The organism is Mucilaginibacter kameinonensis (genome assembly GCF_003675385.1).
GTDB lineage: Bacteria > Bacteroidota > Bacteroidia > Sphingobacteriales > Sphingobacteriaceae > Mucilaginibacter > Mucilaginibacter kameinonensis.
Window position 1 is genome coordinate 1,466,056 of the sequence record NZ_RCWZ01000001.1, and the last position, 14,521, is coordinate 1,480,576.

General features: G+C 45.1%; 10 protein-coding genes. All 10 read left to right on the forward strand.

Going from position 1 to position 14,521, the window contains the following annotated elements; genetic code table 11:
- Positions 1-7: 7 nt before the first annotated feature.
- The 10 genes from nanU to EAH55_RS06625 all read left to right on the forward strand — a co-directional run bounded on the left by nanU (position 8) and on the right by EAH55_RS06625 (position 14,504).
- Positions 8-1,552, forward strand: a complete 1,545-nt coding sequence (gene nanU / locus EAH55_RS06580; RefSeq protein WP_121808911.1) for a SusD family outer membrane lipoprotein NanU — start codon at positions 8-10, stop codon at positions 1,550-1,552.
- Positions 1,553-1,614: 62 nt separating this feature from the next.
- Entirely contained in the window at positions 1,615-2,553 is a 939-nt protein-coding gene (locus EAH55_RS06585; protein ID WP_121808912.1) for a dihydrodipicolinate synthase family protein, read from the forward strand.
- 2 nt (positions 2,554-2,555) lie between these two features.
- Positions 2,556-3,746 carry a kelch repeat-containing protein gene (locus tag EAH55_RS06590; RefSeq protein WP_121808913.1) on the forward strand — a complete coding sequence of 397 codons (1,191 nt, stop codon included), beginning with the start codon at positions 2,556-2,558 and terminating at the stop codon, positions 3,744-3,746.
- On the forward strand, positions 3,743-4,984 hold the full coding sequence (locus EAH55_RS06595; RefSeq protein WP_121808914.1) for an MFS transporter: 1,242 nt from the start codon (positions 3,743-3,745) through the stop codon (positions 4,982-4,984). Before EAH55_RS06590 ends, EAH55_RS06595 begins: the two co-directional genes overlap by 4 nt.
- Before the next feature lie 28 nt (positions 4,985-5,012).
- Complete coding sequence (locus EAH55_RS06600) at positions 5,013-7,121, forward strand: GDSL-type esterase/lipase family protein (protein WP_121808915.1); 2,109 nt, start codon at positions 5,013-5,015, stop codon at positions 7,119-7,121.
- A gap of 11 nt (positions 7,122-7,132) precedes the next feature.
- The gene (locus EAH55_RS06605; protein ID WP_121808916.1) at positions 7,133-8,311 is read left to right on the forward strand and encodes an AGE family epimerase/isomerase; all 1,179 of its coding nucleotides are present in this window, start codon (positions 7,133-7,135) and stop codon (positions 8,309-8,311) included.
- 1 nt (position 8,312) lies between these two features.
- Positions 8,313-9,476: a sialidase family protein gene (locus tag EAH55_RS06610; protein WP_121808917.1), complete on the forward strand. Its 1,164-nt coding sequence runs from the start codon at positions 8,313-8,315 to the stop codon at positions 9,474-9,476.
- Positions 9,466-12,027, forward strand: coding sequence for a family 20 glycosylhydrolase (locus EAH55_RS06615; RefSeq protein WP_121808918.1), 2,562 nt, complete (start codon positions 9,466-9,468; stop codon positions 12,025-12,027). Before EAH55_RS06610 ends, EAH55_RS06615 begins: the two co-directional genes overlap by 11 nt.
- 127 nt (positions 12,028-12,154) lie before the next feature.
- On the forward strand, positions 12,155-13,462 hold the full coding sequence (locus EAH55_RS06620; RefSeq protein WP_121808919.1) for a DUF5690 family protein: 1,308 nt from the start codon (positions 12,155-12,157) through the stop codon (positions 13,460-13,462).
- Positions 13,413-14,504: a zinc-binding dehydrogenase gene (locus EAH55_RS06625; RefSeq protein ID WP_121808920.1), complete on the forward strand. Its 1,092-nt coding sequence runs from the start codon at positions 13,413-13,415 to the stop codon at positions 14,502-14,504. The genes EAH55_RS06620 and EAH55_RS06625 overlap by 50 nt, the downstream gene beginning before the upstream one ends.
- Positions 14,505-14,521 lie beyond the last annotated feature (17 nt).

Here is a 14,521-nt window from a genome sequence, read left to right on the forward strand (position 1 = left end):
TTTCGAAATGAAAAAATATACTATAGTCATCTTTGCAGGATTTTTGATCCTGGGATTATCGAGCTCCTGCCGGAAGCAACTGGATCTGGCACCGGTAAGCAGTGTTACCGATGGTAATTTCTGGAAAACTGCCGATCAGTTTGATTCATTTGTAGCCGGCGTACACACACAGTTCAGGGCTAATAACAGCGCTTTTCAAACGCTGGGTGAGATGCGTGCAGATATCTTCGCTACAGATCCCGGTACTAACGGCACTTTTACCGGCGAAGCCACCCAGGGTTTTGAACGTCTCTGGACTCAAAACCTTAATCTTGATAATCCCGGCATAAGCAGCTTTGGTGGTTTTTATACCAATATCAACCAGCTTAATTTATTGATAAGCAAACTGAATAGTACCGATATCGTATCGGCCACAAATAAAAATTACTATTTGGGTATAGCCTACGGCATGCGCGCCTTTTACTATTTTCAATTATACCGCAGCTGGGGAAATGTTATTATCCAAACCGAGCCAACTTCGGGTTCAACGCTTAACATCTCCAACCTGGCTAAGGCGGCTTCACCAGCGGCTGATGTATTGACATTGATTAAAGCTGATATCGATAAATCGGTTGGCAGTTTCGGATCGGATTATTCTTTCAGGAACCTGAAATCGTATTGGTCAAAATCGGCTACGCTGATGCTAAAAGCCGATGTTTATTTGTGGACGGCCCATCGTGGTAATGCTGCCGCGGATGCCGCTACAGCTAAAGCCGCATTGACTGATATCCAAACCAATGTACCTGCCCTGCAATTGCTGCCTAAATACAGCGATGTTTTTGCCACAACTACCAAAGGCAATAACGAGATGATATTTGTAAGCCATTACCAGTTTAATGAGGCTACGATGTCATTTGTGCAAAGCAGTTTTGTGCCGCAAAGCGGGCTGATCTCCAATTTTTATGATTCATTGGCTAACCGCCAGTTTTCGCCTACTATTGATAACTGGGGTGGTTTGCTGAGGGCGCCTGTAAGGATAGCCGCTTTTAGGGCTTTTAACGATAAGGATAGCCGCAAGCTGGCCAGCATTCAACCAGCCTATCAAAAATTAGCCGATGGTACTTTTAAAATTGCCGGATGTTTTACAGATAAATACCAGGGCGAGCAAAACGCGGGAGCAAGGCTTATCACTAACGATTTCCCGATTTACCGTTATGCCGACTTACTGCTGATGCTTGCCGAGGCTAAAGTAGCATTAGGCGAATCGCCGGCTGCGGAGCTCAATTTGGTAAGGGCAAGAGCTTTTGGTGCTAATTATGATGCGACAACACAAGGATATCCTAACCAAACTATAGATACCAATCCTACGGAAGCCATTTTGCAGGAGCGTTTCTTTGAGTTTGTATTTGAAGGTAAGCGCTGGTATGATTTACGCAGAGCGGGCGACAGCTATGTGTATGAACACACTACATTACCGGCATCGCAGGCATACGCGCTGTTTTGGCCGGTTGACCGTACCACATTAACCAATAACAGGTTGTTGGTACAAACAGCAGGTTACGCCTCTTTTTAACATTATCTATTTTTTAACCGGGAGCATGGTCTCCCGGTTATTGCTCATTACATATATATAACATGAAAATTGAACATCTACAGGGATTGATCAGCGCGCCTTTTTCGCCATTGAACGCAAATGGCGAACTGGACCTGAGTATTATCCCGGCCTACTACGCTTTTCTGAAGCATAACGGCATCACCGGCGCATTCATCAACGGCTCAACAGGCGAGGGGGTATCCTTAACGCTGAACGAAAAGAAGCTGGTGGCCGAAGCCTGGGCCAAGGCATCAAACCATGATCCTGATTTTAAGGTGATGCCCCTTTTAGGCGGAACCTGCCTTGCCGATTGTATCGACCTGGCCAAACATGCGCAAAAAATAGGTTTATATGCCGTTTCGCTAACCTCGCCTTTTTACTTTAAACCGGCCAATGTAAATATGCTGGCAGAGGCCTGTATGGCAGTAGCAGCAGCGGTACCTAACATGCCTTTTTATTATTACCATATCCCGGTGTTGACCGGAGGAAATTTCGCGATGCTTGATTTGCTGAAAGCCCTGGATGGCAAAATGGATAACCTTGCCGGTATTAAATACACTCATGAAGATTTTATGGATTTTCAAAGCTGTATCAACTTTAAAAACGGTAAATACGATATGCTTTGGGGAAGGGACGAAAATATGCTTTCGGCCCTTGCCGTGGGTAGCAAAGGGGCGGTAGGCAGCACTTTTAATTATGCCGCTCCATTATACCACTGGCTTATTGATGCATTTAACAATAATGATTTGAGCGAAGCACAACAACTTCAGCAAAAATCAATAGATATGATCCGTCTGCTTGGCAAATACGGTGGAATAGCGACAGGCAAAGCTTATATGAAACTGGTGGGTGTGGATTGCGGAGAATTTAGGTTACCGGTGGCCAATATGACGGCAAAACAGTTTGAAAACTTTAAATTAGATGTTTCTGAACTGGGCTTTGATCATTTCAAATCAATTGCGCCTGCTGCAAACCTGTAATAATGAAATTTATAATCTACATATTTTTAATGACAGGCAGCATCGCGTTAGCAGGGCAGGTTATGGCCCAGGATAAAGGTTCAGAAAAAATAAGCTGGTCGGTACCGGTACGTATCCCCCCTGTACCCGGTACTGATAAGCAATTAGGTTTGGCCGGCGTTTTTACGGGGACAAGCAATGGTGTTTTGATCATTGCCGGAGGCTCTAACTTTGCCGATGGCGCTATGCCCTGGCAGGGTGGTAAAAAGCTGCACTATGATGATGTGTATGTTTTGGAAAAGGGTTCGACTGGTAAATTCAACTGGCTTAAACCTAAAACAGAACATCTATCACAAAGAATAGCTTATGGCGCCAGCACAACCCTTCCTGAAGGAATTGTTTGCGCTGGTGGTGAAACCGAAACAAGCCCAGGCAGCACTAATGTTTTTTTAATGAATTGGGATTCAGAAAAAAAGGATGTGGTTTTTGTTGATCTGCCATCATTGCCCTTGCCATTGGCAAACGCCTGCATGACCAGTATTGGAAAAGTGATCTATTTAATTGGCGGCGAAAGCGAAGGCAAGCCATCCGCTAAATGTTTTGCACTAAATCTGGCAGATCAAGCGCTGCGATGGAAGTCTATTGCTGATCTGCCGGTAGCTATGTCACATTCTGTCGCGGTTACGCAATCCAACGGGAAATATCCCTGTGTTTATGTGATTGGTGGCCGGAGCAGTACAGCATCGGGCATTAGCGATTTGCATGGCTATACTTTTTGCTATGATCCGCTGATTAACAAATGGATAGGGCTGAGCAAAGTAACAGATGCTAAACAGCCAATTAATATTTCGGCAGCCACCGCGGTAACTGTTGGTACGCGTCACATACTGCTAATAGGCGGAGACAAGGGAACCATCTTCCATCAGATTGAAACTTATAACGCGCTTATAGCCAAAGCTAAAACTGATGAAGAAAAGCAAAGCTTACAGCAACAGAAATTAACATTGTTGAATAATCATCCGGGTTTTAGTAAAGATGTATTTCAATTTAATACTGTGAGCAACTCCTGGCAAAAAATTGGCCAATTACCGTTTTACGGGCAAGTAACTACTACTGCTGTGTTATGGGGTAGTGAGATATTTATCCCCGGAGGCGAGATCAAGCCGGGCATCCGTACAGCGGCAGTAAGCATGGGAAAATTTAACAGCAAATGAAACAAGGAAAAAATTATCCCTGGCTTGTGGTCGCCTTATTATTGGTAGTAGCGCTGCTCAATTATATGGACAGGCAAATGCTCTCGGTAATGAAACCGGCCATGGAGGTGAATATTGCCGAACTGAAATCGGCCACAAACTTTGGCTACCTGATGGCGGTATTCCTGTGGATATATGGTTTGATGAGCCCGGTTTCAGGGATCATCGCCGACAGGCTAAACCGTAAATGGTTAATTGTTTGCAGCTTGTTTGTTTGGTCGGGTGTTACGTTTGCCATGGGGTATGCCGCTACGTTTAACCAGCTGTATATTCTTCGTGCTGTTATGGGTATTAGCGAAGCCTTGTATATCCCGGCTGGGTTGTCGTTAATAGCTGATTTTCATACCGCTAAATCAAGGTCGCTCGCTGTAGGTGTGCATATGACGGGTTTATATGTTGGGCAGGCGCTGGGAGGCTTTGGAGCCACGGCCGCTGCCGCTTTTTCGTGGCAGGCTACTTTTCAAACATTTGGGGTGGTGGGCATGGTGTACTCTGTTATACTGATCATGTTTTTGAAAGAGAAAGATAAAACAGGCGATACACAGTTAACAGTAGCACAACAGCCAAAGCAAAACAAAAATTTATTTAAAGGACTTGCAGCCCTGATAGGCAACAAAGCCTTTTGGGTGATCCTGTTTTATTTTGCCGTTTCCAGTTTGCCGGGCTGGGCGACCAAAAACTGGCTGCCTACGCTGTTTGCTCAAAACCTGCATATTGATATGGCGACCGCCGGGCCGTTGTCTACCATAACCATAGCTGTTTCGTCATTTGTAGGAGTGATCATGGGCGGGCTTTTATCCGACAAATGGGTACATAAGAATAAAAAAGGCCGCGTATTTACAAGTGCTATTGGGTTGTCCCTCACTATCCCGGCACTATTACTAATGGGCTTTGGTCATTCACTGATCTTTGTTGTAGGTGCGGGCATTTGCTTTGGGTTGGGCTATGGTATGTTCGATGCTAATAATATGCCCATCCTGTGCCAGTTTGTTCCGGTAAAAAATCGGGCGACTGCCTACGGTATCATGAACATGACGGGCGTATTTTTTGGCGCCTTTATCACGGATAGGTTAGGCAAATCATCAGATGCCGGAAGCCTCGGGGCCGACTTTGCCATGCTGGCGGCAGTTGTGCTCATAGCCCTCGCGGTGCAGCTATATTTTCTGCAACCGGCACACGACGAGTATACTGATGCCTGATCTAATTCCAATCCTTAAAATTTAGCAGATGAAATTTAATAATAAGTATTACCCATTGCTGCTGTTTGCTTTATTGATTGGGGTAAAACAGTTATGTGCGCAAACCGGAGGTATCAAGGTAGCCTGCATTGGTAATTCGGTTACCTATGGCTACGGGTTGGCTAATCCTGCACAGGAAAGCTACCCCGCTCGGTTACAAAAACTGCTGGGCACTCAATACAGCGTTTTAAACTTTGGGCATAGCGGCGCTACATTGCTTAAAAGCGGTCATAATCCGTACTATAAAACGCCGGAGTTTAAAGGGCTCATAGCATCTAAGCCAAACATAGCCATTATTCATCTCGGACTTAACGATACCGATCCGCGGGACTGGCCCGATTACAGGCAAAACTTTGAAGCGGATTATGCTTGGTTGATTGATACAATCAGGAAAGCCAATCCGCGTGTACATATTTTCATTTGCCGGTTAACGCCAATCTTTAGCGGGCATCCGCGGTTTAAATCAGGTACAAGGGATTGGTACTGGCAAATTCAAAACCTGATCCCTTTGATTGCAAAAGCAAATCAAGTCGACCTGATCGATTTTAATAAGCCGCTTCATAACCGCCCTGATCTCTTTGCCGATAATTTGCATCCAGATAAGGAAGGTGCATCAATATTGGCCCGGACGGCTTACAGCAGGCTTACCGGTAATTATGGTGGTTTAAAACTACCGTCCGTGTTCGCCAGCCAGATGGTATTACAGCGTGACAGGCCAATCCCGGTATATGGTACAGCTAATGCCGGAGTTGAAATAACCGTTAGATTCGAAAAAGTTGTTGTAAAAGCGAATACAGATGAAAATGGCGAATGGAAAGTAACGCTGCCTGCATCAAAGGCAGGCGGGCCTTTTCAAATGACGGTGAGTACTAAAGATACCAGCATCACCCTCAACAATATTTTGATGGGCGATGTTTGGCTTTGTGCCGGACAATCCAACATGTATTTTCCGCTAAATCACTCGGCAGAGGGTATTGCTGCTATAAAAGCTGCATCGACAAACGCAAAACTGCATTTATATAAACTCGGCCCACAGGCAGAAACTTATCCGGTAGTTTGGGATTCGGTAAGTTTAGCCAAAGCCAACAAACTCGATTTTTTTTCAGGTTCATGGAAAGCATGCGACAGCGGTTCGACGGCGGACTTTTCGGCGGTTGGTTATTATTTCGGTGAAAAGATAGCCAAAGATACCGATGTGCCTATCGGCTTGATTGAAGTGGCTGTAGGCGGTTCACCAACCGAGTCATGGATAGATCGTTATACTATGGAGCATGATGATCAACTGGTTGATATGCTGAATAACTGGCGTAGTTCTGATTATGAAATGGCTTTTTGCCGGGAGAGGGCAGCTATCAATTTAAAGAATGCAGTTAATATTAAGCAACGGCATAGCTATGAGCCCTGTTATAATTATGAAGCGGCCATCGATCCGCTTACGCGCTTCCCCATAAAAGGAGTGGTATGGTACCAGGGCGAAAGCAATACGCATAACGTTGAACTTTACAGCCATTTATTTACAACGCTCGTAAGTAGCTGGCGGCAGACGTGGGGGGCTGATCTGCCTTTTTACACTGTACAACTATCGGGTATCAACAGGCCCTCATGGCCAGTTTTCAGGGATACTCAGCGTAAGTTGCAAAAGAAGATCCCCGATATGCAAATGGCTGTAAGCTTTGACTTCGGCGATTCATTGAACGTACACCCCACCAGGAAGCGGGAAATAGGAGAACGACTGGCCCTGCTGGCAGCGCGTTATACTTATCACCAACCTGTAAAAGCCAATAGTCCCGAACCGTTGACAGCTACCAGACAAGGTAATCAAATTGTGATATCCTTTGAATTTGCCGCCCAGCTAAAAACAGCAAATAATAAAGACCTGATAGGTTTTGAGCTGATCAACAATAAAGGTCAAAGTATTTTGCCAATCGCAGCTATCAGGGGGAGTAAAGTATACCTTACTATTCCGGCAGGTGAAAATATCAAGGCAATCAACTACGCCATGCAGCCATTTACCCGCGCTAATTTAATTAATGAGATGGGGCTGCCAGCTCCAACATTTACCATGCAACCGCATGAAAAGGAAAATGTGTTCTATTAAAATCTACTGAAATGAGTTATTCTGAAACCGATTTACATACTTTAAAAACATTTTACGAACGTCAATTACTCCAGGATACGGTGCCGTTCTGGTTCCCCCGCTCTGTTGATGAAGAACACGGTGGCTACCTGTTCATGCGTGATCAGGACGGAAGCCTGATTGATGATGACAAAGCCGTCTGGATCCAGGGCAGGGCCGCCTGGTTGCTGGCCACTTTGTATAATACCGTAGAGCCCAAACAGGAGTGGCTGGATGCTTCCCGCTCGGGCATTAACTTTTTGCTTGATCATTGTTTCGATACCGACGGACAAATGTTTTTCCACGTAACCCGCGATGGCAAACCCATCCGGAAACGTCGTTACTTTTTTTCCGAAACATTCGCGGTTATTGCCATGGCGGCTTACGCCAAGGCCTCGGGCGATGAGGGTATCGCTCAAAAAGCAAGGGAGCTGTTTGGCAAATGTATTGAGTATGCCACGGTGCCCGGTTTGCTTCCGGCAAAGTTTACCTCTACACGTCCTTCAAAAGGTATTGGTGTACCCATGATCATGATCAATACGGCCCAGCAATTACGCGAAACCATTGGCGATGAACGCTGCGACGGGTACATCGAAAAATGGATCAAAGAAATTGAGACCGATTTTGTAAAGCACGATATTAAATGCGTTATGGAACAGGTTGCACCTGATGGCAGTATTATTGACCATATCGATGGGCGTACCCTAAACCCCGGTCATGCCATGGAGGGTGCCTGGTTTATACTTCACGAAGCCAAATACCGAAATAATGATGCGCACCTGATTGAGCTTGGCTGCACTATGCTGGATTATATGTGGGAACGCGGTTGGGACAAGGAGCATGGCGGCATTTTATATTACCGCGATGTTTATGATAAACCCGTGCAGGAATACTGGCAGGATATGAAATTCTGGTGGCCGCACAACGAGGTGATCATAGCCACCCTGTTGGCTTATACCCTCACTGGTAACGAAAAATATGCCCGCTGGCACAAAATGGTTCATGATTATGCTTATGATAAATTTCATGACCCGGTAAACGGCGAATGGTTTGGCTACCTGCACAGGGATGGTAGTTTGGCGCAAACGGCCAAAGGTAATTTGTTTAAAGGGCCTTTTCATTTACCCCGTCAGGAATGGTATTGTATGCAATTATTAAAACAACTGAAATAACATGAAGAAATCAATCATATCCATATTGATCAGCCTGTTTGTTAGTGCTGTTTATGCGCAGCAGCAGGAAGTAACGGTTTTTAAATCGGGGGCCGACGGCTATAAGTCGTTTAGGATTCCGGCTATTGTTAAAGCGCCAAACGGGGAGCTACTTGCCTTTGCAGAAGGTAGAGTAAATGGCGGAGGCGATTTTGGTAATATCCAGATCGTATTGAAACGAAGCACTGATGGTGGTAAAACATGGGGAGCCTTACAGGTAGTGGCCTCCAATGATACGCTGCAAACAGGTAATGCCGCCCCGGTGGTTGACTACACCGATCCTGCCTATCCCAAAGGACGTTTGTTCCTATTTTATAATACAGGTAATGCACCCGAAAACATGGTGCGTAAAGGAAAAGGTCTGCGTGAGGTGTGGTATAAAACATCAACCGATAATGGCTTAAGCTGGTCAGCCCCGGTGAATATTACCTTGCAGGTGCACAAACCCAAACAGCCGCAGGTTAACAGCGCTTATAACTTTAATGAAGACTGGCGCAGCTATGCCAATACCCCTGGCCATGCCATACAGCTAACAGCCGGAAAATATAAGGGCAGGATCTATATAGCATCTAATCATTCGGCAGGTGAGCCGCAAAAGCATTACGCCGATGGACGGGCTTTTGGTTATTATACGGATGATCATGGCAAAACATTTAAGCTGAGCGATGAAGTGAATTTACCGGGAGCCAATGAAAATATGGCTGCCGAACTCAGTGGTAACAAACTGATGATGAATATTCGTAACCAGTTGGGTAATGTAAAACAACGAATTGTTGCTATAAGCAGCAACGGTGGCCAAACCTGGGATACCACTTATTTTGACGCGCACTTGCCCGATCCGGTTTGCCAGGGGAGTATCTTAAATTTGGGTAAGAGTAAAGGCAAAGCTATTATAGCAGTTTGTAATGATGCCGATACGCTGCACCGGGATAACCTAACGCTTCGTGTTAGTTTTGACGAAGGTAAAAGTTGGAAACAGAACTATGTTATCGCAAAATCGCCAGAAGGTTATAATGGAGATTACAGCGCTTACTCAGACCTGGTGGCTATTGATCAAAAGCATATAGGTATCCTGTACGAAAAGGACGATTATAAACAGATAGTTTTTACCCGACATGACTGGTAAACGGACTTTTACCACTTTGTGCTGTTTGCTTGTTTTCAGGCTGATGACGGCTGCGCAGGTGCAATTGCCTGTATATCGTGATTCGCTATTTTCAACTTACTATCAGCAGCGGGTAACCCATTTTAAAACGCTGCCCAAAACTACGGGCGATATCATTTTTTTAGGGAATAGTATTACCGACGGAGCGGAGTGGAACGAATTATTTGGTGATAGCCGTATTAAAAACCGCGGGATCAGTGGGGACATCAGTGCCGGTTTAATCGCCAGACTACCTGAAGTGGCTGACCGCAAACCGGCGAAAGTTTTTCTGCTTATCGGCGTAAATGATCTGTCGCGGAATACCTCGCCGGATAGCGTTGTTAAAAACATTATGCTGATCGCCAATTATCTGCATGAAAAAACTTCTGATACAAAGCTTTATGTACAGAGCATTTTACCTGTTAATAAAATTTATAACAAGTTTGGAACACATACGGGTAAGTCTGCACAAATTATTAAAGTAAATCAACAACTTGAAACAGGTGCGAACAGCAATCATTACACCTTTATCAATATTCATGACGCTTTTTGCGGGGCAGACGGACTGCTCAACCCCGAGCTTACTAATGATGGGCTTCATTTAAAAGGCGAAGGATACCTACTTTGGAAGCACCTGCTTTATCCCTATGTATTTGACCTGGGTGCGAAACCGTCTTTAATGCCCTTGCCGCGATCTTTAAAGTGGCAGTCCGGTTTGTTTCCATTTTACAGTTGCAGTTCTGTTATTGCCGATAAAGGTTTGGTAAATGAGGCAAATATTGTAGAGGAACTGTTAAAGGTAAATGGCGCATATTCAATCGACCATGATTCCTCTGCTCATAAACCTTACATCGAATTAAAGCTCGCTAAAATTAAGGTGCCCCAACACGCGGAGGAGGCTTATCGCTTGCAGGTTTCGGAAAATCATGTAAAGATAACGGCCAACACAGCTCACGGTATTTTTAACGGCATCCAAACCTTACGTCAGTTACTAAGAGATAATGTAATGCTGGATGCCTGTGATATAACAGATTGGCCTGCATTTTCATGGCGGGGTTATATGGTTGATGTTGGTCGCAATTATCAATCGGTTGAGCAGTTGAAGCAACAGATTGATATAATGGCTTTGTACAAACTGAATGTGTTTCACTTTCACGTAACGGAAGACATTGCCTGGCGCCTGGCCATAAAACAATATCCGGAGTTGACTAAGCCCGAAAATATGCTCAGGGATAAGGGACAATTTTATAGTGTTGATGACGTAAAAGAATTACAACGCTTTTGCAAAGACCGCCATATAGAATTTGTGCCTGAAATTGACATGCCAGGGCACAGCGGCGCGTTTAAAAGAGCCTTTCATGTCGACATGCAAAGCGATACCGGCATACGGATATTGAAAGATATCATCCGGGAGGTATGTGAAACCTATCAACCTGCTTACCTGCATATTGGCGGTGACGAGGTGAAGATTAGCAATGCAGGCTTTTTACCGGAGATCTGCCGCACAGTTGAACAATACGGTGTAAAAACCATAGGATGGAGCCCGGGCGGTATTGTACCTGCAAATACTATCAGGCAACTGTGGATGAAAGAAGGTGCTGTTGATAAAAAGATAAAATATATCGACTCGCGGCATATGTACCTTAATCATATGGATCCGCTGGAAAGTGTGACAACTCTTTTTTACCGCATGATTGGTGATGTGCCTGCAGGTAATGATAATGTTTTAGGAGGTGAGATCTGTTTGTGGAACGATAGGGCCGTAAACCGGCAGGAAGACCTTTTAACGATGAACCCGGTTTATCCGGCTATACTAACCTTTGCCGAAAGGTCATGGCGGGGCGGAGGGCGACCGGGTTGGACAGCAGCTATTCCGGTATCAGATACATCAGCATTTGATAGTTTTAAAGCATTTGAAAACCGGCTGCTTGATCAAAAGCAGCAACACTTTAAAACACTACCTTTTCCGTATCGGAAACAGCAAAATTTAGTGTGGAAATTTTATGGCCCTTATAGCAATGGCGGTAATCTGGAAGCAAGGTTTAAACCAGAATTGGATTCCCTGGTTGAGAATAGCTCGGTATTTACCGCGGCAGGCGGCACATTAATATTAAAGCATTGGTGGCATCCTTTGGTGACTGGTTTAATAGCTAATCCTAAGGAAAATACCACATGGTATGCTTCCACAAAAATATGGAGTGATACCGATGTAGATAAAAACTGTTGGATAGGTTTTAACAATCTTTCACGTTCATATGCCACCGATACCGCCAATCCTGGTACATGGGATGGCAGGGGAAGCGCCGTATGGGTAAATGGAAACCTTGTAAAAGCACCTGATTTGAAATTTGCAGGCAGGAAAGGAAATCTCGAATCACCATTGATAGATGAAGACTATGAATACCGGGATCCGGTAAAGATCAGTTTAAAAAAGGGATGGAATACCGTGTTGATAAAACTGCCGGTTGCAGTTTTCACCGCGAAGGATAGCAATAACCCGGTGAAATGGATGTTTACATTTTTGCCTTTCTGAAGTCGCTGATCTTTGTTTTAAGAGTTATTTGAGAATGAATTAATAACATAAATTTAATATTTACAATCCATTGGCTTGTTAAACTTTGTTTAGTTTTGCTAAACATTGACATCTTAAGCCAATTTAAATGTTTTTCCAGAATAGCTCCGAGAGGTTAAAAAAAGTATTTGCCAATCCCGCATGGTCGTTGATCGCGGCATTTGGCACATATTTTTGTATGTACGGCTACCGGAAACCCTATACTGCAGCCGCGTTTGCTGATGCCGGTTTATGGGGCTTGAGTTATAAGTTTGGGATGATCATTGCCCAAACCATAGGCTATGTACTGGCAAAATGGGTGGGTATTAAATTCGTTTCGGAAATAAGGCCCGCAAGGCGCATCTGGGCTATCATCATGCTGATAGGTTTCGCCGAGCTGATGCTGTTGCTTTTTGCATTGGTTCCCCGCCCCTGGAATTTAGCGTTCATGTTATTGAACGGTTTGCCCTTGGGCGTGATATTTGGTTTGGTGCTCAGTTTTTTAGAGGGACGTAAACAAACCGAATTTTTAATTGCCGGGCTTTGCGCAAGCTTTATCCTGTCGGATGGGGTATCAAAATCGGTAGGGGCTTTTTTGTTAACAGTGGGTGTTAACGAAAACTGGATGCCCTTTGTCGCCGGACTGGTGTTTATGTTGCCGGCACTATTGTTTATTATCATGCTGGCCTGTGTGCCGCGGCCTACTGTTACTGACGTAAGTTCACGTTCGGCAAGGGAGCCGATGACGGGGGCCGACAGGTGGCACTTTTTCAATAAATACGCACCGGGCTTACTGGCCATCATAGCCGTTTACCTGTTTGTTACTTTGCTGCGCAGTGTAAGGGCTGATTTTGCCGTTGAACTATGGGCTGGCCTTGGCTATAAGCAAACACCGCAACTGTTCACTACTTCCGAGTTAATTGTTTCATTCTGTGTTATCATAGTTACGGGCCTTACTGTACTTATCAAAAATCATTACCGGGCGTTCAGTCTTTCCATGCTCACCAGTTTTGCCGGTTTTCTGATCCTGCTGCTGGCCCTGGCCGGTTTGTACGGCGGTATGGGGAAATTTACATTTATGGTATTGGTTGGTTTGGGTGTTTACCTGCCCTATGTGGCTGTGCACGCGGTTGTTTTTGAGCGGCTCATCGCTATTACCCGTGAGTGCGCAACAGTAAGTTTCCTGATGTATGTGGTTGACTCGGTTGGGTACACGGGCTACATCGGGTTGATGCTTTTACGGTATTTTACACATACAACCGATTCCGTATTATCACTCTTTTTACAAATGTGCACTTTCCTGGGTATAGCCGGGATGCTGCTGATGGTATTCGGTCATTTATATTTTAAATCAAAATTAAAACCCCATGTTCAAAGAAACACCAAACTTCCCGCCGGGCAAAGCTGTAGTGTTTGAAGGGCCTGGAAAGCCTTTTCGCACGGTTGAGGGAAATATCTTCCTTGACAAGGAATCGATATTGGTCAGGAACCGTTATACCACGCTTTGTGGCAGCGATATTCACACTTTTTGCGGGCATCGTAAGGAGCCTGACGAGGTAGTTTTAGGCCATGAAATTGCGGGCGATATACTATGGCTACCACAAGGGGAAACAGTAAAGGATATGAGGGGCGAAACTGTGGCTGTTGGCGACAGGGTTACCTGGTCTATCTTCGCGGTGCCCCCGGGCATTGAAGCGCCAAGAGCTGATCTGCCTCAAAAAAGCGAACAGTTATTTAAGTATGGACATGCCCAGGCCTCAACCCACGATTTGTTTAACGGAGGCCTGGCCGATTATTGTGTATTAAGGCCTAATACAGCCTTTCTGAAAATCTCCTCTGAAATTCCGTTAAAGGTTGCCGCAACTATCAGCTGTGCGCATGCAACAGTAGCCGGCGCGTTAAGGGTTGCCGGTGATATGGCCGGTAAAAGCGTGCTTGTTTTTGGCGCGGGGCTGCTGGGGATATCCTGCGTATCCATGTGCCGGGAAGCAGGAGCTAAATGGGTAGGTCTTATTGATAATGATGAGGTACGCCTTACCTGGGGGCCGAAATTTGGTGCCGACGAAATATTTACCTTTGCAAAAAACAATGATGACGGGCGTTTTGCATGGCCCGATGCCGACCTGGTATTCGATATGACCGGCCATCCTGAAGCGATGAAAGCAGGTGTCGAATCGCTTGCGCTTGGTGGCAGTGCCATTTGGATAGGGGCCGTATTTCCGGCTGCTCCCGTACCTGTCGATGCGCAGCTGATTGTACGTCGCGTGCTCGGAATAAAAGGGCTGCATAATTATAACTATGATGATTTTTTAAATGCAGCCATCTTTATTGAAAACAACTATCGCAAATACCCTTTTGAACAACTGGTAGAAAAAGAATTTACGCTCAACGAAGTAGACAATGCTTTTCGTTACGCTACCGAAAGCAAACCGGTGCGGGTGGGCGTCGCTATTAATTAAAACATGAATTTTTAAAA

Excerpts from the sequence above, each read along its gene's own strand:
- nanU (WP_121808911.1), top strand. The coding sequence starts at position 8 with ATGAAAAAATATACTATAGTCATCTTTGCAGGATTTTTGATCCTGGGA.
- EAH55_RS06585 (WP_121808912.1), top strand. The coding sequence starts at position 1,615 with ATGAAAATTGAACATCTACAGGGATTGATCAGCGCGCCTTTTTCGCCA.
- EAH55_RS06590 (WP_121808913.1), top strand. The coding sequence starts at position 2,556 with ATGAAATTTATAATCTACATATTTTTAATGACAGGCAGCATCGCGTTA.
- EAH55_RS06595 (WP_121808914.1), top strand. The coding sequence starts at position 3,743 with ATGAAACAAGGAAAAAATTATCCCTGGCTTGTGGTCGCCTTATTATTG.
- EAH55_RS06600 (WP_121808915.1), top strand. The coding sequence starts at position 5,013 with ATGAAATTTAATAATAAGTATTACCCATTGCTGCTGTTTGCTTTATTG.
- EAH55_RS06605 (WP_121808916.1), top strand. The coding sequence starts at position 7,133 with ATGAGTTATTCTGAAACCGATTTACATACTTTAAAAACATTTTACGAA.
- EAH55_RS06610 (WP_121808917.1), top strand. The coding sequence starts at position 8,313 with ATGAAGAAATCAATCATATCCATATTGATCAGCCTGTTTGTTAGTGCT.
- EAH55_RS06615 (WP_121808918.1), top strand. The coding sequence starts at position 9,466 with ATGACTGGTAAACGGACTTTTACCACTTTGTGCTGTTTGCTTGTTTTC.
- EAH55_RS06620 (WP_121808919.1), top strand. The coding sequence starts at position 12,155 with ATGTTTTTCCAGAATAGCTCCGAGAGGTTAAAAAAAGTATTTGCCAAT.
- EAH55_RS06625 (WP_121808920.1), top strand. The coding sequence starts at position 13,413 with ATGTTCAAAGAAACACCAAACTTCCCGCCGGGCAAAGCTGTAGTGTTT.